This window comes from Legionella sp. ST3F1 (assembly GCF_048553315.1).
GTDB classification, from domain to species: domain Bacteria; phylum Pseudomonadota; class Gammaproteobacteria; order Legionellales; family Legionellaceae; genus Tatlockia; species Tatlockia donaldsonii.
This window is the reverse complement of sequence record NZ_JBLZIO010000012.1, coordinates 38,804-59,893: the sequence shown is the minus strand read 5'-3', so window position 1 is coordinate 59,893 and position 21,090 is coordinate 38,804. Positions and strand designations below refer to the sequence as shown.

Below are 21,090 nucleotides of genomic sequence, written 5' to 3'. Positions count from 1 at the left end.
TTATATCAAAATGATCTATTTTTGAACATATCTAGGGGAGTTTGTCCCCCTATCCTTTTTTGTTCAAATTAAGTACTATTTTCTTGGGTAATGAGAAAGCCTGGCAACCAATTTGCCGGGTTTTTGATAATCAGGAGCGATGTTGCCATTTACTTCTGATTAATAGAAATCAATTTCGATCAAGTAACTATCAGCTTTTGAGGAGTGTAAATGGCCTATCCTTTATATAGTTATTTTAAAGAAAAAGCAGTTGAATCTAGCCATCAAATCAGTTTGTTTGGTCTCGTCATGATGATTAACTTCCCACTGTTTGGGTTGCTGGAGCATGTGGAAAATCCTATTTCAAATCAAGAAATTATACTGAGATTAATCGCTACAGGTCTCTGTACAATCCTCTCACTACATAAATTTTGGCTAATCCAATACCAGAAATTTCTCCCTATTGTCTGGTATTTGACCCTGGTTTTTTGTCTGCCCTTCTTTTTTACCTATTTGACCTTACTTAACCATGGCGCAACATTCTGGCTAATGAATTGTATCTCGGCCACATTCTTTCTTTTTCTTGTCGCAACCGCATTGGATTCATTGGTTCTGTTAATGCTTGGTGGCGGGTTAGCCTTTTTTTGTTATTTATGCGGCTCTGACAGTTCAATCCATTATGTTCCGAATAACCCTTCTTTCTTTGAGTTGGCTATGACGTTTGCTACGGCGATTGTGATCGGTACCTTGTTTGCCAGAGAGCGGGAATTAATTCATGCCAGGATTTCTGGAATTCGGCTCTTAGCAGGAAGTTTGGCTCATGATTTGCGAACACCGTTAACAAGCATCTATTTACAGGCCCAACTGCAAGAAGTGGAAATTGAAAAAATTAAGAACCCCGACGTGAAAAAACGTTTAAGTGAGGGGGTTCAGATCATTGGGCGTGGTATTGAGAGTATTAATCAGCTTATTAATATTCAATTAAATAACATTCAGTGTGGCAGGTTTGATACGCGTAAATTTGTTATTTATCCCATTAAAGAATTACTTAAACAGGCTTTGGAAGAGTATCCATTTAAAGAAGGTCAACAGGAGCTTATTCAGCTGGATTTGGGCTGCGATTACCCGGTGTGGGTTGCTGATGTGGTTTTCAGGAATCTGCTCTGGAATCTATTAAAGAATGGCTTTGAGCTAATTGAAGAGGTCGGTAAAGGAGAAATATCGATTTGGGTCGCAGAAGGAAGTCAGGATGATGATTTTAATTATTTGCACATTAGGGATACTGCCAAAGGAATTTCTCCCGAAAAAACAAAAATCATCTTTGAACCGTTTTATTCTGAAAGAAAAGGTGGGACTGGAATAGGATTAGCTTGTAGCAAGCAGCTGGTAGAGGCAGCGGGTGGTTCTATTAACTGTCAGGGAGAGCTTGGGAAGTATACTCACTTCATTATTAAATTTCCGAAAATAGATTAGCTCTCGATGCCGGCTTTACTCTGCTTACCGTTTGATCAGCGTCTGAAGTGAGTCCCTGAAATCACCAATACCCACTCCCAGTTTTCTGCGACCCTGTATTTGGAAAGGAGAATAAGTATTACTCCAAGTAGTATGGGCATATATTGATGTCACCATAAAAATCTCTATAAATAATTAGCGTTTAATTTCAATCATTATTTCATTGCGTCTCAGCAGGGGTAAAGTCCAAGGCGGGTTAAAGAAAGCATAAATTGGCTCTGAAATTGGTTTCAATTTTTTTGTTCTAACAAAATCTACCAGTTTCTGTTGATGTTCTTTTAGATTTCTTTCATTTGCCAATCCTGAAAAACGTATAACAACAAAGCGTCCTCCTTGCATCGTTGTTAATTTAACTGCGGTATTATTTGGTGCTGGCAACCTTTCCATCGAGTAATAGGATGGCATAATAAATCTCACTTTCCATTCATTTCCAACTGATTCTTGTATGACTGGTGCCGTCATTGCAATTTTATTTTTTGATTCATTTTCACCGAAAATGTAACCGGCTAGTAATCGAAAACCTTTATTGGCTGCATCCTTACGATCGCCAGGTACTTGAACTTCCGCAACAATCATCCCAGAGTAGTCACGAATCTCAATACCGCCAAAAGATTCGACTACTTTATATTTTGTTTGTTCTACATTGCTCACAAGAGGCCCCCATAAAATAGCAGCCGTAGTCAAGATAATACCGACTAATAACCATAACATGGTTTTACTCTTCATTATTTAGTATTCCGTGAAAATATGAAAAAGATCCTGCTTTAAAGCTAAGCGAATAATGGCTAATAATGAGTAAATCTAAAAATTCGCATAATGGGAAAGGGTAAAACTCTATGGAAAAATTAAACACAAGTTATTCATAGATAAAATAACTGATCCATCTTTATAGTTTTATTTATGATTTAAACCTTGCTGTTCATAGTATATATTAGTTTTTATTGTAGAAAGGGATATTTTTATGCCAAAACGAATTATTTTCTTTATCGCGGCCTTTACCGCAGCTTTATCGCCTTTAAGTTTGTCCACCTCTTTACACGCAGAAGATGCACCTAAAACCAACCAATATTGGTGGCCAAAAACGCTAGATCTTAGCCCTCTTCGTCAACCGAACCCAACTTCTAATCCGATGCGACAACAATTCAACTATGCTGAGGCGTTTAATAGTCTCGATCTGGACGCAGTTATTAATGATCTCAAGAAATTAATGACGAGTTCTCAGGAGTGGTGGCCCGCTGACTTTGGCAATTACGGTCCTTTATTTATACGCATGTCATGGCACGCAGCGGGAACTTATCGAATTTTTGATGGTCGAGGCGGAGCCAATGGCGGTTTTCAGCGTTTAATTCCCCTAAACAGCTGGCCAGACAATGCAAATCTCGATAAGGCACGACGTTTGCTGTGGCCAATCAAACAAAAATATGGAGATAAGATTTCATGGGCTGATTTACTCGTTCTGACTGGAAATGTCGCCATGGAGTCCATGGGCTTTAAAACCTTGGGGTTTGCCGGTGGCCGTGAAGATGCCTGGGAGGCTCTTAATATCAATTGGGGCTCTGAAGGAAAATGGCTGGAGAGTAACCGCCATTCCCCTGATGGAAAACTAAAAAAGCCTCTTGCTGCTTCAGTTATGGGGTTAATTTATGTCAATCCAGAAGGGCCAAATGGCGTTCCAGATCCTCTTGCAGCAGCCAAAGACATTCGTGAGACCTTCGCTCGTATGGGGATGAATGATGAAGAAACTGTCGCGCTGATCGCAGGAGGACATGCATTCGGTAAAGTTCATGGCGCTGCATCAACTCAACATCTGGGACCAGCGCCAGCAGGTGCGGACATTGTACAACAGGATTTTGGCTGGAAAAACAGCTATGGGTCCGGCAAAGGTAAAGATACTATTACTAGCGGATTGGAAGGCTCTTGGACAGTATCACCCACCAAGTGGAGCCATAATTACCTAGAAAATCTGTTCGCATTCAATTGGGTCAAAACCAAGAGTCCGGCAGGAGCAACCCAATGGATTCCTGACAGTGAACGCGCTTCATCCATGGTGCCTGATGCGTTTGATTCTAATAAACGACACGCTCCGATGATGCTGACAACTGACCTGGCTCTTAAATTTGATCCCATTTACAGTAAAATTGCCAAACGTTTTCTGGATAATCCCAAGGAGTTCGATGAGGCTTTTGCAAAAGCCTGGTTTAAGTTGATTCACCGTGATATGGGGCCACGCTCACGTTATCTTGGTCCATTAGTTCCGCAAGAAGTCATGATTTGGCAAGATCCTGTTCCAGCAGTCGATTACAAGTTAGTTGATGAAGAAGATATCAATCGACTCAAGAGCAAAGTTCTCAACTCAGGATTAACTACTGCTGAACTGGTAAGAACTGCCTGGGCTTCAGCCTCTACTTTTCGTGGTACTGACATGCGAGGAGGGGCAAATGGAGCAAGAATTCGACTTGCACCACAGAAGGATTGGCCAGCAAATGATCCGAATGAGTTGGCAAAGGTATTAAAAATCCTCGAAGACATTCAAAATGATTTTAATAATGCTCAACGAGAGGGAAAGAAAGTATCGCTTGCCGATTTGATTGTTCTCGGAGGGAGTGTGGCAATAGAACAGGCAGCCAAGAACTCAGGTTATACTATTCAGGTTCCTTTTGTACCCGGACGCACCGATGCCACCCAAGCGATGACAGATGTGAGTTCGTTTGAAGTTCTCCAGTCTACAGCGGATGGTTTCCGTAACTACTTTGATAAAAGTAATCAGAAATCACCCCCAGAAATGCTGGTAGACAAAGCAAGCTTGTTGAAGTTAAGTGTTCCAGAAATGGCAGTTCTGGTTGGGGGTATGCGGGTCCTCAACGCAAATAGTGGACAAACACCCTACGGTGTGTTTACTGATAAACCAGGGCGTTTAAGTAACGATTTTTTTACCAATCTGCTAGACATGTCCACAGATTGGAGGAAATCCAAAGAGCTAGCCGGGATCTACGAAGGATTTGATCGCAAATCAGGACAATTGAAGTGGAAAGCCACTTCAGTGGATCTTATCTTTGGTGCCAATTCAGAGCTAAGGGCGGTTGCCGAATTTTACGCGACTGATGATGCCAAAGAAAAATTCGTAAACGACTTCGTTAAAGCGTGGGTAAAGGTAATGAACGCCGATCGCTTTGACCTAAAAAATGAAAAACCTAGGGTCTAGGTAAAAATTTCCATATTGATGGGTTTTGCTCCATTGACGTGAGGGCAATTTCGGGAGCCAACTAAGTAACGATAACAGTTTATTATGTTAAGTTTATTTATTCGCATGCATTGAGAAGGATTTCTTTGTCGAAACGAATCGCGGTTATTGGTTCAGGCATACCGCGTTTATCGAGAAACTTTATATACTAATTCAACGGGGTGACATGAGTTTTGGCTGCCGCTCAAAGAAAAGCGGTGTTGAATACAAGGGATATAGAATGAATGTGATCGCCATTTGTTTGCATTACAATCACATCACGGTACCTTGGAATTGTCCACTCCTGGTTTTATATTTAATATTTACCCAGATCACCGCGCCCTCACTGAGCGCGGTTCGGTGTGATCAACAGGACAAAAATACATCGACTACCGAAACCTCAAAGTTTTTCCTTGGTTTAAGCGAAAAATCGATTCTGGATAAAGGCAGCAATAAGGCTACTTAATCCGCATAGAACCATTCCCCAAATAAAATCGATGAGTGTAATTTTCAAAGGCCAGTTTGCAAGTATGGAATAGTTGGTAAAATCATAAATACCATAGGTTACTAAACCAAAAATTACACCTCCGGAAAGCGCGAGAAAATAATCACCCTGAGCCTTGGGAAGTACAAAAAAGAGAATTCCTAGAGTGATGCAAACATAAACAACCACTGCAGACCACCCTATTGGGGTCATTGCATCACCGGATTTGCGTAGCAGCATACCAATATTTTGGGCATATATATTTTTTGCAATTATTCCTAACCAAATCATATCCATGATAAACACTGAAATTATCGTAACTAAAAAAAGGGTTATTAATTTCATGAAAATTCCTTATCTATTTTAGGTGCTTAACTCGATTTTTTTCTAAAACTGATTGCGGCACCGGTTTAACATCCCAGACAATCCAAACTAACTTCATGCATTTTATCAATTAATAAGGTATATCAATTTTCCACCCAATAATCCTTGGCGTCCTGAGGCCGGATAATGATTATTATGCCAACTCTCTCTTAAAGTAAGTAGTGGAATGACAAGTTATTTTTACTGTGATCCGTGGTTTCATAGCGCCTTGTACCGTATACGTGATAAAGAGAGTTAACTAATACGGTTTTGTTGAACAAAAGCGACCAATGATACGCTAAAGCCAATTGTCTTAGCACTTGATGTAATTAAAAGACATAGAATCTCTCAATACATCAAGTTATAAAGCAATTTGAGGACGTCCGAGATTCGACCTGCGCAATTTTCAGTCCATTAATCGGTCAATTAGCCTCCGATGGGTGAGGAGCCAGCGCTTTTTCGGATAAGCTCTAAACGAAGTCATTAAAATGATAAATAAGACCTACATTAAATTGACTCGTCACAGGATGATTAAATATTAAGCTTCCCTCAACAAGATCTCGAGTATTGATAACAGGATCAGTAAAGGATTGATAGATATTCACCACCCATTCTCCCCGAAGACTGAAATTTCTCGAGAGAGCAGTGTTTATACCCAAGCCTGTTTGGAAGCCATTCAAATCGTGGTTGTTATTAAAGGAGGTGACTACCCCGGTTGCTAATAGCGCGCGGCCCTCCCCATTAACATTAAATACTCCATCCACGTAACCAGCACGAGCATACACGAGTGTTTTATCATTGATTTTTACACCTGGCAAAACGGCAATACCTGCATGCCTTTTATGGCGCACATTAAACGATGCGAAGTTAAACCTGCCCCCTAAATTTGCCGCGTTATCATCAAAAATTTTAGACGTGGCCTCATTCGAAGAAAAATCTAAAAATCCTTCTACACCAAGAGACACCGAAGAGGGGAAGCTGATGGCAAAACCAGCAAAGATACCCCCCGCTACTGCCATATCAGTCAGGTATGATTGGCCAAAACGATTAACAAGTCCTGTGGAAAAGCGTATATCAGTTACCTTAACATTATATTTGGAGTAATCTCCAGATACATTTGCACCCAAATAAATATCTTTTAAGTAGTTGGCTCCGGGCCCCGCATTATTCATTGTAGCTGCTAAAGAATTGATTGCATGCAAGAGTCCAAGTATTAGAAGCCAAACTTTTTTCATAAATAAATCCTTATATTATTTCAAACTATGCGGTAATTATAAAAATCCATTCACAATAAAATAATTTTCAATAGTTAACAATATACCTATCGCAAATCACTTTTTACTGATAGCAAGATATCAGCACATGTGATTCCAGCGCGCCAAGCATGAGAGCAGATAGGCCAGGTAAGCTCGCTAAAGCCAAGATCAATTTCATAATCAATACACTCCATGGGGGGCAATTAGCACTTTCAAGCCACGCTCTTATAAAACGTAAATCGCGAGCCACAGCCATGATTTTGCGCAACTAGTATCGCCTCTTAGTGGCACTATGGAGTTGAAGACAGGTTGTCATTCAGGGGTAGTCAGTTCAAATACAGTGGGTTTATCGCACCTTATGGGCAACATTGTTTTGCTGCCATCCAGTACAATCTCTTTTTGGTCGTTGATATTAAAGCCCCTGATTTCCTGCTTAAATGGCAATACACCGGCGATGATTATCTCTGCGTATGTGGATGGGGCGCTAGGTTAGCAGTGTTTGGTACCCTATCTATGTAAAACCAGTGCTTGCAATAACGCTGCGACGGATGGTGGCGAGTGCATCAGTTCATTGACAAGGCTCGAATCAGTGGGGTTAGGTTGAGGCCTAACCCTATTAAGTCTTGAACTAGTTGTTTAGATGGGTTTATCAACTACGATAACTGGGGGATTGTCCTTGGTCGTCGGAGGAACAGCCTCTTGACTTCCCTTCGTAGTAAACAGGCGATATATATCGCGTGGTTCTTCTTGTTTTTTATCGTTGCCACCTAATTGGCTTTGATAATTATTATTCAAGCGATAAGCGCCGTATCCGAGCGTTAAGCCAAGGGCTACAGGCCAGGAAATGACGGCAGCTGTAATGATGAAGGCAGTTCCACCCGTATTGAAGGCCAGGGTTTTCCAAAAATTGGTAGAAGCTTGACTGGCGTCGTCGCTGAGTTCTTTGATCAATTTTTGGTGGTGTTGAAGCTCATCACCACTAACATCATTCGCACGCTCACGTTGTACTGCAATACTGGCTTGTTGGTATTTCTTATAGTCATCAGCACTGTTATACATGGCATTACCTAGCATACTGAATAGAGCCAGACCTGCTACCGCAGCGGGGCCAGTAAAGGTGAGGCTGGCAGTAAAACCTACAATCAGAATAGTCGCTGCGGTAATATTAAACAGGTAGTAAGCACATTGGACTTCCCATTCATCATTTAATATATCAATTTGGCGCTGAATGACTGCCCGTTCAAGTGGTGTAGCAGCATTTTTTGCTTGCTCATTTAACTCCAGGATACGATTCTGATATTGATAGTCCTCATAAGACCACCTTGCTACGAATAAGGCAAGGTCAAATACAAGGAAAGCAACCGTGAGCTGTGACGCTGTGGCCGTTGAAATTTGAAAATAGTCATTATAATTGGTCAGCAGATTGACTGTTCCCCAAACCGCATCATTCAACATAGTGAAACCGCGTTTTTCTATTTCCTGTACCGCCACTTTCCGTGCAGATAACTCCTCGCTGACTCCAGCTTCTATAATGTGCTTGGTCATGGTGACAAAGTTGATCGTCAGGCGAAGCCCATAGATTCCCACACTCAATGCACGCAATGTTTCCCGTGATTGATCTAATAAACTGACAAACTCATCCGGGGTATAAGTATTCCCCAGCTTGGCATTCAAGCTTTTAATGAATTCAGGAAAACCAATGCCTTGCAGATAGCGAATTGCAGAACTGGCTAAAGCGCGACTGTAATTCCAATGAGTTCGATTGCTGTTTAGCGTGGAAATATGTTCGCGTAATTTTGCGGAGCTAACAAAGGCAGATGCATAATCTTTAAGGCTGCTTACTGCGCCAGACACGACAAACGTGGAGAGTTTGGCAATTCTGGCCTGCTCGGCTTTAGTGAAATTATTTCCGATAAAGTCATCAAGTTGTTCTTTCTTTTTTAAGAGATCTTTTAAATCCTCACCCACGTAATCCAACTTGTGGTATTCAATCATTAAATCACAAACGGCGGCGAGATAAGCAACGAGTTCACTCTTGTTTGTCAAACGTTCTTTATTGGAAACAAAGAGTTGAAATAGAGATGAAAATTCTGTCTTAAGCTGATTTAAATTAAACTCATAGTCTTTAAAAGAAATGTTGACGTCATTAGCTGTTTTGTCAAAAAACGCATGTTTTTTAAGACTAATTTTCGTTCTTGGCATGATGCTCTCGCTACACTTTATTAACAAATTGATACTTTATCTTCCACATAGTTTTACCAGAAATTTATTAAGGCATTATTAAGTTTTTATCAAAATGTGTTTTTTTTGGAAACACATTACGGCAAAAGAAAACGTTTCTTAACAAGGCTTCTAGTTAAATTATAGTATTATTTTTATTCTTACTGGTTATAGGCTTTTCTCAAGGTCTGGATGTCCAATTTCTTCATTTTCAGCATGGCTTTCATCACCTGTTCTGATTTTTCTGTGTCGGGATCATTTAAGAGATCAGCTAAAATAGCAGGAACAATTTGCCATGAGATACCGTATTTATCTTGCAACCATCCACATTGTATTGTTTCACCATCCGCAGACAGCTTATTCCATAAAGCATCTATTTCTTCCTGGCTCTCACAACTGACGAATAAAGAGATAGCTGGCGAGAACTTGAAGTCAGGCCCCCCATTTAAGGCAATGAATTGTTGTCCTTCAAGTTGAAAAGTAACCGTCATCAGACTGCCTTGGGGTTTCCCGGATATTTCTGCACCGGCATCCCCATAATAGCTGAGACGCAAAATTTTTGAGTTGTTAAAAATTGAAGTATAGAAATGGACTGCCTCTTCAGCTTGATTATCAAACCATAGACAAGGAGCAATGTGTGGCATAGAGGCCTCTTATTTATTGCTGGAAGCTAATTTTGGGTTGAGCTGTTTCTGAATACGGAAATCCCTCTGGTTTATTGGTGAAATCCACATCAGTAAAATAGCGTGCAACATCATGCAAACTAAGGTAGAAAACCCCGCCAGATTCTTGTTGCTCTTGCATTTTTTCATCACTTAAATTGACGAATAAATTAATGCGATCTGGTTCTTCCATATCATCGACTTCGCTGATTACTAAGCCTTCAAAAAAACTCATGAAAGAAGAGTGTTTCTTTTTCTCTGGGATAATGAAAGGCATTAATTCCCCGTCTTCGTTTCGCAATAGTTCACCGTCCAGATCACGTCTGTAGTCGATTTGGCCTTTACCCCAGGGATTACGAAGATGGAGAAATAATTCATCTCCCTCTAACCATAAACCGAGGCACTGATAGCTATGGCCAGAATCTTCCGACATCGCAATAACACGGGATAGTGGGTGATTTTGATAATCTTTACGAGGCCCCGTTGAAAGGGTGATGAACTGATTATTGGCCAGAAGGTTAGTCATGAGAAAGACAAGATGAAATTCTTTCAGTGAGAGCGGCGATCTAATAGGCAAATTGTCTTGTTGTAAAAAGAGCTTGAGCGAATTTAACGTCTGCTCGCCCAGTAGGTATTGTTCCGGTAATTTTTCTGTAGCCATTTGTTTCAGTTCATTGACACAGAGTTCGAGCCATTCGATGAGTGGTTCTAACTCATGGCAATAAATTTTTCTTTTAGGACTGAGACGCTCTCTCTCTTTAAAAAGGGCCACTAGCTGTTGTGCCTTTTGTTCTAGCCAGTCATTATTAAGTTCTTCAATGCCGAATGAGTTGCGAAAACATTCTCTAATAGACGTTTTTAAGTTTCGCAATTGACGTTCATCGGCTACTACATCATAGGCATCGTTCATTAAGCAAAAAGCATCGGTTAAAAGGAAAGGTTGCCCTAATTTTTCCCGGGTAGCCGATGTTCCCAACAAGGTTTTGAATACTTCAGCAGGTGAGCCAGAAGACAGGGAGGCCAGGTATTCGCGAGTTTCTCTGTAACGTTTGACCAGATTACTATCTTCTTCGCTCCAATCACTTTCATCTTGCTTTAATAAATGTTGAGCGCGTTCAAATTCCTCCTGAGTGGGTTTGCTTTTTAAATGGGTTAAGCGATGAAACGTGTATGCTTTCTCCAGGATCTCGACCCAGGGTTTTTTGTGGTAATTAACCGTGCCTACAGTATAACCCCGTGTCACTGTGGGAGGCATAGAATAAATACGTGGTGAACCATCTTCTGCGTACAGCGTCACATTGACGCGCAGATTGCCTTCTTTGTCTCTGCCTAGGGTTATCATGTTTTTTAATAAACCAGGATCCCTGTCTACAATGGCGCTCAGAGCAGCCAAAAAATAGCAATTCCCTATACCGCCTTGAGCAATATCTTTTAATTGATACTGGTCTGTATTGACCAGTTCTTGTAGCTCTTTAGTCGATAATTTTTTAAACCAGATCGTTTTATCGGCTCCCCAAAGATCTTGTTCATCTTCTGCGCTGATGTTGAAGATGGGAGCAATAACTTCATTATTCGTTAACATGATAATGATCCTTCATCTCTAAATATAGGTTGCTCTTTATTGTTGTAATAAATGGCAAAAAAGTCGGGAGACTCAATCGTAGAGTGCATAGCACCTCTAAGTATAGTTCATGTTTGATTTTCTGCACGGCAATCCAGGGGCTGTTGATATTTTTACTGGCTTGGCCGGAAAACGTTAATTTCCTGCGTGCTTCGCTGCTCAAAATAAAGTCATACTACTCGAGCTAGCGAAAGGTAAACAGCCCCCCGATTATGAACGGAACTAGTTAAGAATGTTAGCTTGCAGGCGGGTAATTTCAGTGACTGCACTCCAGTCTTTTTCTTCCAGGTGGTGGGCTAGGGCAATAATAAATTTATCTTTAATAATATTGGCAATATGGGGAACAACCTGGGCGTTGGTCAAGGCTTGTTGGAATAAATTCAAGTCTTTAAAGCCGCCCTTTAAATCAAAATTGACCTCATCAAAATTACGTTCTTTAATTTTATCCACATAAAGTTGAAAGGCTGGATGAGCAAAAACACTATGAAATAAAGTATTCAGGATTCCTGTATCGACCTGGCTTTTTTCGGCAAAAGTATAAAGTTCCCCCATGGTTTCAATTGTTGAAACAAGGAGGTAATTCATACATATTTTAATGACATTGGCTTGATAAGGCATTGAGCCCGCAGTGATAATTTTAGTTGAATAGGCATTGAATACGGGGCGACACTGTTCGATTGCCTCGGCGCTCCCTGCCGCAATCGTAGTCAGTTCCCCTCTTGCTGCAGCTTTGGGGACTCCTAATACATTGCCAGCAATATAAATAAGTCCATGCTTATCATGTAACGTAGTTAATTGTTTTGAGGTTTCCGGTAAAATTGTTGAGGTACCCAGGTGAATTGCTCCCGGTTTCATGAAGTGAATAAAGCCATCTACCGTTTGAAGTACGGCATTATCATCCAAAAGAGAAGTAATGATAAGTTCTTTGCCTGTCACTGCGTCTTCCAGGCTGCTTGCTCCTTTGGCACCCATCGTGATGAGTGGTTGCATTTTCTCCCTGGTGCGATTAAAAACAGTTAATTCAAAATTGGCATCTAAAAGTCTTTGTGCCAAAACAGAGCCCATTTTCCCTAAACCAATTAAAGTTACCTTCATTCCTGTTTCTCCAAAAACGGCCGCTAAGACATGTTTATAACGATTTTCTAGTTTGCCCAATCTGGTTGACATTGTACAATGCAAAAAATTGATCGCGTTAGCCAATCCTGATGATTTTCACCCTTGCCATAAATAACTACCGTTCTGTTTTAAATTTAGCTATTCCTTTAGGTTCGCTTAATCTTATTACCGGTCCAAATGGCAGCGGCAAATCAAATATTTACCGTGCATTGCGTTTATTAGCAGAAACAGCACAGGGTGGCGTAGTGCAGGCTTTAGCCCAAGAGGGAGGCTTATCTTCCACATTTTGGGCTGGTCCCGAAACCATTTCCAAGGCGATGTTAAACGGAGAGGTAGCCGTTGAAGGCCAGGTTCGTAAAGAAAGAAAGCGTATGCGTATGGGGTTTGCTACTGATGAATTTGGCTATGCTATTTCTCTTGGCTTACCAGCCCCTTCGTCATCGGCGTTCTCGTTAGATCCAGAAATAAAGAGAGAGTGTATATGGGCGGGGCCTTATTACCGACCAGCCAGTCTTTTGGTTGACAGACGGGGACCTCTCGTCAAAGTCCGTTCCGGACGACGTTTTGACGTTGTTTCGCAACATTTGAATATTTTTGAAAGTCTCTTTAACCAAATTGGCTCATTAGAGCATACACCGGAAATAATTCGTATGCGGGAGTTTATTTGTAACTGGAGATTTTATGATCATTTTCGTACCGATCGTGATGCGGCTGCCCGCAGGGCGCAATTAGGCACGCGTACACCGGTGCTTCACCATGATGGTCATGATGTTGCGGCTGCATTACAGACCATACGAGAAATAGGTGACAGTCATGCTTTGGATGAAGCCTTTAGCGATGCGTTTCCTGGGGCAAAGTTGACCATTATTCAGCATGGGGAAGGGTATCTATCGTTAGCCATTTCCCAGCATGGTTTGTTAAGACCACTATCCTGCGCTGAATTTTCGGATGGTACTTTACGGTATGTATTACTGTTAGCGGCACTGTTAACCCCTCGTCCACCTTCACTAATGATTCTTAACGAACCAGAAACCAGCCTGCATCCGGATTTATTACCTGCTTTGGCAAGACTCATTTTGCGTGCATCAGAAAATACTCAGATCTGGGTGGTTTCTCATGCCGAGCGTTTGATCACCCTCTTGCAAGAGCAACCGGGATGCAACGTGATCAAACTTGAAAAACAGCTTGGTAAAACGGAGCTGCAAGGCCAAGATCGTTTAGATGCTCCTGGTTGGTACTGGCCAGATTAAATAGGTTGGCAGGAATAAACTAATAAGGGCACCAAGCCAACTCTTATTTGAGCCCAAAAACTACTCGTTACCCTGTCCATTATTGAGTTTTGCCAATAGTAGATAAATAAAAAGCAGGTTTGGGATAACCAGCAAACTCGATCGTGGTCATCATTCCTCCTGCCATGTGATAAAGATTATGGCAATGATTCATCCAGATGCCGGGATTATCAGCATCAAATTGAACCTTGATGGTAGTAAATGGCTGAACCAGGACAGTATCTCGTCGGGCGCCATCTTTGAGGGGTTTCCCATTAATTTCTGTCACTTGAAAGACGTGGCCGTGGAAATGCATAGGGTGAGACATGGCGGTTTTATTGGTAAATACCAACTCCACACGTTGTCCTTTTTTAATGACTTTCGGATTAATTTTAGGCCAGCTTTCACCATTTAACATCCAGCGATAACCGTTCATTGTTCCCTGTAAGTTGTAATTTAAACTGATATCGACTGTTTTCTTGGGCAGTGGGTCAACTGCTTTGAGTGATTGTTCTAACTCATAATAAGGAATTCGTCCGATAGTTTGACTGGCAGTCGGACTTAGTTTGGGAATTTCCGCACCTTGGGTGGCGAGTATTAAGCCTGTTTGTTTATTGGTTCCTTCCGCTTGGCCTAAAATAGGGAAAGCCCCGCCATTGTTGGGGATATTCACAATGACATCAAGGCGGTTCGCAATACCAATTGGAAATTTAGAACCTTGAACCGGTTTAATTTTGGCGCCATCAACAGCGACCAAAGACCCCTGCAATTTTCCTAAATCAACAACAAAATTGGTGGCAGCGGCTGCATTGATAATACGTAATCTAACTTGACCAGGCGTGACATAACGAATAGTTGGTTTGGCCAAGGTTTTTTTATTGGTGATGTACGCATCGTAATTGACATCATTATAATCAGCGCTTCCTTTCATCGTTTGCATACCAGGCCTATTTTGCATGTTATCCATTTGCATAGCGGGCATTTTAGCCTTACGTAGTTTGTTGAATATGGCTTGTGGGTCTTGATAAGTAAAATCTTTCATAAACATAACCACATCCTGTTCGCTATTTTTTTGCTGCTCCGATTCATAAATGACAAAGGGTGCTGACAATTGCTGTTGCTCTTGGAAGCCTTCATGGGAATGCATCCAGTAGGTGCCCGATTGCACGAGCTTGTACTTATAAGGCCTTTTTTCGCCTGGTTGTATTAACGTTTGGGTGACTCCCGGAACGCCATCCTGATCATTGGGTACAATCAAGCCATGCCAATGCAAGGTAATCGGCTCTGCGGATTTATTTTCCACAATGACATCAAACCATTCTCCTTTAACACCGGTATAGCCTTCTTTGCTTTCTGTACCATCGGGTTGAATCAATACTACTTCAAAAGCTTTGACTGCTTTTCCCTGATTATCCAATTGAAAGGGTTTATCCCGGACTTGTAAGATCGGTTTTTTAGCATCAAAAGAAGTGGCGGCCGCGATCAGAGGGAAACTCAGGCTTGCAAAAGAAATAACGAAGCCTGCTAAAAAGGCGGGTATTTTTACCGAACTTACGAGTCTCACGGTCCAAATCCTTTTGCAATTTCGGAGGGTAGTCTTTAAAAGTAAGCAATTAGTCAATCATTGTCAAAAGTAGTCCTGTTATACCTTATGGTTTGGGTGCATTGCGTTGCCTGAGTCCATTTCGTCTGAAATAGCTTTCGCAGGCGATGGTTTTTTGCCGCGCAGCAACTCTTGGTGGTCAGCAGGGCTATAATAAGCAACAAAATCATCCCGTTTTATTACTTTAAGGGTGGTTTGTTTTTCTTTGTGCTTTAACGAAATAGTCACTGTATCCTTTTGTGTATCATAATGAAACACGATTTGCCCATAATGTTTTTGACTTAATTGAGTTTTTACCTTGCGCAATTCTTCATATTGGTCCTGTATAGCAATAAATAGCGTCCAGACCTTATCTAGAGGGGTGTCCTGCTTTTTATAATCAGCATCGCGCAAATAAATTTCCCAGGCGTCATAGCCATTGGTATCGATAAACGCTGTCATCAGCGGTTGGACTGTTTTTTGTTCAAAACGTTTAAGTTCTCTAAGGCAACTATCATAACGCTCCATTATCTGGATGGCTTCTTCACTTTCGACGAGTAAAGAGCCGGTTACCTCATCAAATTCGACGGAACCCGTAACTGCTTTTAGACGCAGGTTACACTCAGTAACTAGGAGAGCATAAAATTTTGCTGCAAAACTGGTTCGTATATCAATTTCTGCAAGTTGGCGAATATGGTCTTTCCCATGCTCTTGACTGCGGGCACTATAACAAATACTCAAAGTCATATTGAAAGGCATTTTTTGACCTTTCATGTCAAGGAGACTTTTTGCGAAGGTAGCGAGCTGAGCATAATTGAGTAATTTATGGGTTTTGAAAAGCTCTTCAGGATCTGATTCGGCATAACAGTAATCGGTATCATCGACTTTACCGTGCGCGGCAATAATAATTTTATAGTTTTTTTTTCTCTTGCTTAACCATTCCTGAAGGATTTTTGAGGTCTGCTGATCTAAAGTGATCGTTCCTGAGTCGGCAAATTGCAACGCGCAAGTCATCAGGTTTAATACGGTTACTTTACTACTTTTATCTTTCGCAAAGAAAGACGGTTTATGTTTTTTTTCTAAAGCTTCGCCCGATTTTTCCCCTAATGTTCCAGGGTCAGATAAGTTAATAAATAAAATTCTCACAATTTACAGCGCTACAACAGCCAATAATTGACTAAATTATAGGCATATTGACTGGTGAAGTCCACTTAAACCGAGGGGCAGTTTTCGTTTTTGATGAGCCCGGTAAGTCGGGCCCACTATTTATTTTAACGAGGCTATGTCAATGACAAAACGATAGCGGACATCGCTTTTTAAAACACGTTCATAGGCTTCATTGACTTGTTGAATCGGAATTAACTCAATCTCGGAGGTGATGTTATGCTTACCACAGAAATCAAGCATTTCCTGGGTTTCTTTAATCCCGCCAATCAATGAACCAGCAAGACTGCGACGCCCGCTAACCAGCGAAAATGCGCCAACCGGAACATTTTTTTCAGGAACTCCCAAGACGACCATGGTTCCTTCCCGTTTCAGTAATCTTAAATATTGATTCCAATCAATGCCTGTCGAAACAGTACATATAATAAGATCAAAACTGGCGCTTAATTTGACGAAAGTCGACGCGGTGGAGGTTGCATAAAAATGATCGGCACCCAAGTGCTTGCTGTCAGCTTCTTTGGCAGATGAATGACTGAGCACAGTGACTTCTGCACCTAACGCATGGGCCAGCTTGACGCCCATATGCCCTAAACCACCCAAACCAACAATAGCAACTTTCTTTCCTGGGCCGGCTTCCCAATGTTTTAATGGCGAGTAGACAGTAATCCCGGCGCACAAAAGAGGTGCTGTTGCATCGAGAGGCAAATTGTCGGGAATATGAAGGACATAATTTTCGTTCACCACAATCTTGGTTGAATACCCGCCTTGCGTGAGTTGTTTACCACTGCGTTCCATACCATTATAGGTGGTTGTCATCCCTTCATAACAATATTGTTCTAACCCTTCATGGCAGCTTTCACAACGCCGGCAGGAGTCTACAAAACAGCCAACTCCAACAGGGTCCCCCTCTTTAAATTTTTTTACTTTACCGCCAATTTTACTGACTACACCAACAATCTCATGGCCAGGTACCATAGGGAAAAGGGCTCCACCCCATTCATCGCGTGCCTGGTGAATATCAGAATGACAAATACCACAATAACGGATATCGATCAAAACATCATGCTCACCTACATCTCTGCGTTTAAAAGAGTAAGGAGCAAGAGGTGCTTTTGCCTTTGGGGCAGCATATCCTTGTACTGGAATCATAGAATTATCCTTAGCATGAGCATGAGTCGCTGCTAATATAGGCTCAGTCGATCTAATTTGCAAAGGACTTACGAAAAACGTCGATCTCTTCGTTAAAATTTGATTTCAATTCGGTCATTTAGTTAGGCTAACTTCCCTCTTAAAATCAAATTTTGCCTCGGCCTCGGCGTTTTTCGTAAGTCCTGATTCTATTTTCTTTAGGTAATCCATAGTAGAGTACCGGAACTTTTAATTAGGTTAGCGTTTTTATGGCAAAGCTTTATTTCTATTTTGCGGCTATGAATGCAGGTAAAAGCACGGTTTTACTGCAATCCAGCCATAATTACCGTGAGCGTGGCATGCAAACTTTGCTCTATACACCGGCTATTGATACTCGATACCAGCAAGGCATTATTCATTCCCGGATTGGTTTAGCAGAACAAGCCTTAATTTTTTACAATGAAGATGATTTGTATGAACAAGTCAGTTCTCGCCTGCAACAAGGGCAACACTATGCTTGTGTACTGATTGATGAAGCCCAATTTCTAACGCGTAAGCAGGTTAGTCAGCTAACAGAAATTACTGATCAATTACAGATTCCAGTTCTAGCCTATGGTTTACGTACTGATTTCAGAGGGGAGCTATTTGAGGGTAGCCAGTATTTACTTGCCTGGGCAGATGAATTAATCGAGCTTAAAACAATTTGTCATTGCGGTCGCAAGGCGATCATGAATTTGCGTCTTAGTGAAGCAGGTGAAGTGATTTCAGAGGGGGAGCAGGTAGTTATTGGTGGAGATGGACTTTATGTTTCTACTTGCCGGCGACATTTTAAAACTGGGGAAGTCGGTGTATTGCCTGGCAAGAAAAAATTGTTCAATAAAGATACCAATCCAATGTGATTTTTGATACAATTCGCCGCAAATTTTGCAACCCTTGCTAAGGAGTGATCTTGTCTGATTCAGTCGCAGTGGATTCGGGCGTAGTTTTGCCTCGTGGTGACTTAATGGCTTGGATGGTCTGCCTGTCAGCAGGATTATTTTTCTTTTACGAATTTTTTCAACTTAATATCTTTGATGTAATTAACCAACCCTTACGCGATGATTTTCACTTAAATGCTGCTCAACTTAGCTGGATGTCGAGTACTTATTTGTGGGCAGATATTTTATTTCTGTTACCCGCAGGCATCATTCTGGATCGTTTTTCTACCCGCCAGGTGATTCTTAGTGCTATGTTCATTTGTGTGATTGGTACGTTGGGATTTGCACTGACGCACTCCTTCGCTTTAGCTTGTTTTTTTCATTTCCTATCAGGGATTGGAAATGCATTCTGTTTTTTATCCTGTGTGGTATTAGTCTCGAATTGGTTTCCACCTCGCCGTCAAGCCTTGGTTATCGGTTCCTTAGTAACAATGGCCTTTTTGGGCGGGATGATGGCACATACTCCTTTTGCTCATCTTAATGAGTACTATGGCTGGAGAAACTCTTTGTTGATTGATGGTGCAGTAGGCGTGTTTTTATTGCTGTGGATTTATAAAATAGTTGAAGATAAGCCTTATATCGTCTCAAGGCGTCCTACTTCCGGGCAAGCAGCGATTCTTCCCGGCTTTCTGCAGGCGCTGGCTAATCGCCAAAACTGGCTTGCTGGTTTTTATACCTCTTTTTTGAATTTACCCATTATGGTTCTTTGCGCTTTGTGGGGAGCTAGCTATTTGCAAGTGGTGCACCATTTATCTGAAATGGCTGCCTCGAATGTTGTTAGCCTCATCTTTATGGGGAGTATTCTTGGATGCCCATTGGTGGGCTGGCTTTCGGATAGCCAGGGACGCCGCAAACCCTTAATGATCATGGGTGCTATAGCAACCTTATTAGCTGTACTTCCTTTATTTATGGATCTTGCTTTATCGCAGTTCCAATTAAGTATCCTGTTTTTCATGTTGGGTTTATTCACAAGCACTCAAGTGATTAGTTATCCCCTAATTGCTGAAAGTAATTCAACCAAAAATACAGGTACGGCAACTGGTATCGCTTCAGTTCTTATCATGGGCGGAGGCGGTGTGGGGCAAGTAATATTTGGTGTATTAATACAACACCATGCTATTGCTTCAGCACAACAATATACAGTAGCTGACTTTCAATATGCGATGTGGATATTCCCTCTAACCGCTGTAGCAGCTTTACTAGCGGTTTTGATGACTCGTGAGACTTACTGCAAACGTTTGGATTGAGGAGTTTTTATGCAGATGGTGGAAGAATTCAAAGGAAGTGATAGATTGGCATCAACTTTCTTACCATGGTTAGTTTGTTTTAGTGCATCACTGTTTTTCTTTTACGAATTTATTCAAGGCAATATGTTTGCATCTATTGCTGATAATATTATGTACGATTTTCATGTGCAAGCCGATAAAATGGCTTATTTATCAAGCATATATTATCTTTCAAACGTTCTCTTTCTGTTTGTAGCTGGTATTGTCCTTGATCGATTTTCAACTAAAAAAACTATTCTGGTAGCAATGCTGCTTTGTGTGTTAAGCACCTTCATCCTTGCTCATGCACACTCCTTTTATTTGGCGTTGTTTTGTCGTTTTGTTACTGGTATTGGCAGCGCATTTTGTTTTCTTGGGCCAGTTCGCTTGGCTTCCCGCTGGTTTCCACCCCAACGTATGGCAATGGTTGCTGGTGTAATTGTCACCATGGCAATGACTGGTGGTATGTTGGCGCAGTATCCCTTAACCAAATTAGTTGCCCAAATTGGTTGGCGGGATGCGTTGGTACAAGTAGGTTGGCTTGGTACGGCTATGTTAGTTTTCATGTCGTTTGCAATTATTGATAAAGCACAGGATCTAAGCCACAAAGTGGGGCAAAAAATCAGTTTGCTTGTTACGGCTAAAAAAGCTTATCTTAATCCACAAACTTTAAGGGCCGCGCTCTATACTAGCCTTATGAACATGGCCATTGCTGTGTTTGGTGCTATGATGGGTTCACTCTACCTGGTCCAGAGAATGGGGGTCACCAAAGAAGATGCGGCCGTGGTTAATTCCATGTTATTTCTTGGGGCAATTGTTGGTGGGCCATTGATTGGCTGGTGTTCAGATAAACTCGGTTTACGTGTATTACCAATGAAGGTTGGCGTATGGGCCTCGTTGGTAACCATGGTTGTCGTATTGTTTGTGCCTGTTTCTTTGCCTGTCATGAAAGTGTTGTTTTTTCTCTTGGGCTTTTTTACTGCTGCTCAGGTAATAAGTTATGCGCTGGTTGCTGAAAGCAGTTCTCCATTAATAACTGCCACGGCAGTCAGTGTGGTTTCTATATTGACTCAAGGCGGTTATATCATTTATCAGAATTTATTTAGTATTTTATTGATGCATCATGGCGAGATGAAAATGCTGGATGGTGTTCCTGTTTATTCACTGGGTGATTACCAATATGCTGCAATGATTTTACCGCTAGGCTTAATTCTGGCTCTGCTTGTCTTATTTGGTTTAAAAGAAACCCACTGTCGACAAAAAGAGGTATAAG

General features: G+C 41.4%; 16 protein-coding genes. 6 read left to right on the top strand and 10 right to left on the bottom strand.

What is annotated here, in order from left to right; translation table 11 throughout:
- Positions 1-210: 210 nt before the first annotated feature.
- On the top strand, positions 211-1,452 hold the full coding sequence (locus tag ACN4Z1_RS09630; RefSeq protein ID WP_228362859.1) for a sensor histidine kinase: 1,242 nt from the start codon (positions 211-213) through the stop codon (positions 1,450-1,452).
- 174 nt (positions 1,453-1,626) lie between these two features.
- On the opposite strand, the gene ACN4Z1_RS09625 is transcribed toward ACN4Z1_RS09630, so the two are convergent.
- Entirely contained in the window at positions 1,627-2,217 is a 591-nt protein-coding gene (locus ACN4Z1_RS09625; protein ID WP_228362858.1) for an SOUL family heme-binding protein, read from the bottom strand.
- A 235-nt stretch (positions 2,218-2,452) separates the two neighbouring features.
- Here ACN4Z1_RS09625 and katG point away from each other — a divergent pair, with 235 nt between their 5' ends.
- Positions 2,453-4,693 (top strand): catalase/peroxidase HPI, encoded by a 2,241-nt coding sequence (gene katG / locus ACN4Z1_RS09620; protein ID WP_228362857.1) that lies wholly within the window; start codon positions 2,453-2,455, stop codon positions 4,691-4,693.
- 436 nt (positions 4,694-5,129) lie between these two features.
- On the opposite strand, the gene ACN4Z1_RS09615 is transcribed toward katG, so the two are convergent.
- The 6 genes from ACN4Z1_RS09615 to ACN4Z1_RS09590 form a co-directional block, all read right to left on the bottom strand.
- Positions 5,130-5,540 carry a DUF2177 family protein gene (locus ACN4Z1_RS09615; RefSeq protein ID WP_228362856.1) on the bottom strand — a complete coding sequence of 137 codons (411 nt, stop codon included), beginning with the start codon at positions 5,538-5,540 and terminating at the stop codon, positions 5,130-5,132.
- 488 nt (positions 5,541-6,028) lie between these two features.
- Positions 6,029-6,793 (bottom strand): outer membrane protein, encoded by a 765-nt coding sequence (locus ACN4Z1_RS09610; protein WP_228362855.1) that lies wholly within the window; start codon positions 6,791-6,793, stop codon positions 6,029-6,031.
- A 657-nt stretch (positions 6,794-7,450) separates the two neighbouring features.
- Complete coding sequence (locus ACN4Z1_RS09605; protein ID WP_228362854.1) at positions 7,451-9,016, bottom strand: hypothetical protein; 1,566 nt, start codon at positions 9,014-9,016, stop codon at positions 7,451-7,453.
- Positions 9,017-9,195: 179 nt separating this feature from the next.
- Entirely contained in the window at positions 9,196-9,678 is a 483-nt protein-coding gene (locus tag ACN4Z1_RS09600) for a VOC family protein (protein ID WP_228362853.1), read from the bottom strand.
- A gap of 13 nt (positions 9,679-9,691) precedes the next feature.
- On the bottom strand, positions 9,692-11,278 hold the full coding sequence (locus ACN4Z1_RS09595; protein ID WP_228362852.1) for a C2 family cysteine protease: 1,587 nt from the start codon (positions 11,276-11,278) through the stop codon (positions 9,692-9,694).
- Positions 11,279-11,539: 261 nt separating this feature from the next.
- Positions 11,540-12,484, bottom strand: coding sequence for an NAD(P)-dependent oxidoreductase (locus ACN4Z1_RS09590; RefSeq protein ID WP_228362851.1), 945 nt, complete (start codon positions 12,482-12,484; stop codon positions 11,540-11,542).
- Between the two features lie 38 nt (positions 12,485-12,522).
- Here ACN4Z1_RS09590 and ACN4Z1_RS09585 point away from each other — a divergent pair, with 38 nt between their 5' ends.
- Complete coding sequence (locus ACN4Z1_RS09585) at positions 12,523-13,683, top strand: AAA family ATPase (RefSeq protein WP_228362850.1); 1,161 nt, start codon at positions 12,523-12,525, stop codon at positions 13,681-13,683.
- A gap of 79 nt (positions 13,684-13,762) precedes the next feature.
- Here the strand turns inward: ACN4Z1_RS09585 and ACN4Z1_RS09580 are convergent, their stop codons facing one another.
- From ACN4Z1_RS09580 to ACN4Z1_RS09570, 3 genes are all read right to left on the bottom strand, one after another.
- Positions 13,763-15,265: a multicopper oxidase family protein gene (locus ACN4Z1_RS09580; RefSeq protein WP_228362849.1), complete on the bottom strand. Its 1,503-nt coding sequence runs from the start codon at positions 15,263-15,265 to the stop codon at positions 13,763-13,765.
- Between the two features lie 78 nt (positions 15,266-15,343).
- Entirely contained in the window at positions 15,344-16,429 is a 1,086-nt protein-coding gene (locus ACN4Z1_RS09575; RefSeq protein ID WP_419388170.1) for a hypothetical protein, read from the bottom strand.
- 120 nt (positions 16,430-16,549) lie between these two features.
- On the bottom strand, positions 16,550-17,596 hold the full coding sequence (locus ACN4Z1_RS09570) for an NAD(P)-dependent alcohol dehydrogenase (RefSeq protein ID WP_228362847.1): 1,047 nt from the start codon (positions 17,594-17,596) through the stop codon (positions 16,550-16,552).
- Positions 17,597-17,844: 248 nt separating this feature from the next.
- On the opposite strand from ACN4Z1_RS09570, the gene ACN4Z1_RS09565 reads away from it, so the two are divergent.
- Genes ACN4Z1_RS09565 through ACN4Z1_RS09555 form a run of 3 tightly spaced genes read left to right on the top strand, consistent with a single transcriptional unit; the run spans position 17,845 to position 21,089 of the window.
- Positions 17,845-18,474, top strand: coding sequence for a thymidine kinase (locus ACN4Z1_RS09565; protein ID WP_115222146.1), 630 nt, complete (start codon positions 17,845-17,847; stop codon positions 18,472-18,474).
- A 50-nt stretch (positions 18,475-18,524) separates the two neighbouring features.
- On the top strand, positions 18,525-19,799 hold the full coding sequence (locus tag ACN4Z1_RS09560; protein WP_228362846.1) for an MFS transporter: 1,275 nt from the start codon (positions 18,525-18,527) through the stop codon (positions 19,797-19,799).
- Positions 19,800-19,808: 9 nt separating this feature from the next.
- Positions 19,809-21,089: an MFS transporter gene (locus tag ACN4Z1_RS09555; RefSeq protein ID WP_115222144.1), complete on the top strand. Its 1,281-nt coding sequence runs from the start codon at positions 19,809-19,811 to the stop codon at positions 21,087-21,089.
- Position 21,090 lies beyond the last annotated feature (1 nt).